This is a genomic window from Burkholderia sp. WAC0059 (assembly GCF_002870125.1).
Taxonomy (GTDB): domain Bacteria; phylum Pseudomonadota; class Gammaproteobacteria; order Burkholderiales; family Burkholderiaceae; genus Paraburkholderia.
Genome location: NZ_PNEO01000055.1, coordinates 1 through 1,877 on the forward strand (window position 1 = coordinate 1; position 1,877 = coordinate 1,877).

Genomic DNA, 1,877 nt, shown 5'->3' on the forward strand with positions numbered 1-1,877 from the left:
GCGCTGTTCGCGATCGGGTTTCACCAGACGATGGCGCCGATGTCCACGCTCCGGACCCAGGTCATCTCGCTGGACCCGGCCATGCTCCCCGAGTACGCGCTGCGCACCATCCTGCGCATGCTCGCGGCCATGTTCGCCTCGCTCGCCTTCACCCTGCTCTACGGCACCCTCGCGGCCAAGAGCCGGCGCGCCGGCCTCGTCCTGGTGCCCATCCTCGACATCCTGCAGTCCGTGCCCGTGCTCGGCTACATCTCCTTCACCGTCACCTTCTTCCTGGCGCTCTTTCCCTCGCGCGTGCTCGGCGCCGAGCTTGCCGCGATCTTCGCCATCTTCACCAGCCAGGCCTGGAACATGACCTTCAGCTTCTACCAGTCGCTGCGCACCGTGCCGCACGACCTGGACGAGGTTTCCCGGGGCTTTCACCTGACCGGCTGGCAGCGCTTCTGGAAGCTCGAGGTGCCCTTCTCCATGCCCGGGCTCATCTGGAACATGATGATGTCGATGTCCGGCGGCTGGTTCTTCGTGGTCGCCTCCGAGGCCATCACGGTGGGCAACAACACCATCACGCTGCCGGGCATCGGGGCCTACCTGGCCCAGGCCATCGCCGCGAAGGACCTGCACGCGGTGGGCTGGGTGATTCTCGCGATGGTCGTCGTGATCCTCGCCTACGACCAGTTGCTGTTCCGCCCGCTGGTGGCCTGGGCCGACAAGTTCCGCATGGAGAGCACCAGCTCGGGCAACGCGCCCGGGTCCTGGCTGCTGGACCTGATCCGCCGCACGCGGCTCATCCACCGGCTGCTGGTGCCCGCCGGCATGCTGTTCTCGAAGGCCGCCCGCCTGCCGGTGCGCCTGCCGCTGCCGAAGGCGGGGCGCGCGCGCGGCGCGCGGCGCCGGTCCTCGCGCGCCGGCGACCTCCTCTGGAGCGTGCTGCTGCTCGTGCTCACGCTCTACGTCGTCTACCGGGTGGTGAGCTACGTGCGCACCGGCGTCAGCCTCGACGAGGTCGGGCACGTGTTCGTGCTCGGCTTCATCACGCTGGCGCGCGTGGTGCTGCTCATTGCGATTTCCTCGGTGATCTGGGTGCCGCTGGGCGTGCTCATCGGGCTGCGCCCGGCGCTGGCCGGCAGGATCCAGCCGCTGGCGCAGTTTCTGGCCGCCTTTCCGGCCAACCTGATGTTCCCGGTGTTCGTGATCGTGATCGTGCGCTTTCACCTGAACCCGGACATCTGGCTCTCGCCGCTGATCGTGCTGGGCACGCAGTGGTACATCCTGTTCAACGTGATCGCGGGGGCCACGGCCTACCCGAACGACTATCGCGAGGCCGCCGCGAACTTCCACATCCGCGGCTGGCAGTGGTGGAAGCAGGTGATGCTGCCGGGGATCTTTCCGTACTACATCACCGGGGCGATCACGGCCTCGGGGGGGGCGTGGAACGCCAGCATCGTCGCGGAGTTCGTGCAGTGGGGCGACACGAAGGTGGTCGCGCACGGGCTGGGCGCCTACATCGCGCAGACCACCGCCGCGGGCGACTTCCCCAAGATCATCCTGGGCATCGCGGTGATGTCGCTGTTCGTCACGCTGTTCAACCGCGTGCTCTGGCGGCCCCTGTACGCCTACGCCGGATCGCGCCTGCGGCTCGACTGACGGCGGGGACCGGACAGGGCAACCACAGGCAACCACAAGACAAGGACGGGAGAGAACCCTCATGCAACAAGACCTGCAGACGCAGACGACGCCGGCCGACGCGCAGACGGCCCCCCGGTCGGGCCGGGAAATCCTGGAGGTGAAGGCGGTGCGCCGGGGCTTCGACAAGAGCCAGGGGGAGCTGCTGGTGCTCGACGGGGTGAACCTGTCGCTGCGCGAGGGGGAGATCGTGG

The 1,877-nt window shown here is 68.2% G+C and carries 1 protein-coding gene and 1 pseudogene; both read left to right on the forward strand.

Annotated features, from left to right (window positions below; genetic code table 11):
• Window positions 1-1,644, forward strand: a 1,644-nt coding sequence (locus tag CY652_RS23660; RefSeq protein WP_102133124.1) for an ABC transporter permease, incomplete at its 5' end; no start/stop codon positions are given.
• Between the two features lie 61 nt (window positions 1,645-1,705).
• Window positions 1,706-1,877, forward strand: a pseudogene (locus CY652_RS23665) (nitrate ABC transporter ATP-binding protein); the annotation flags it as partial.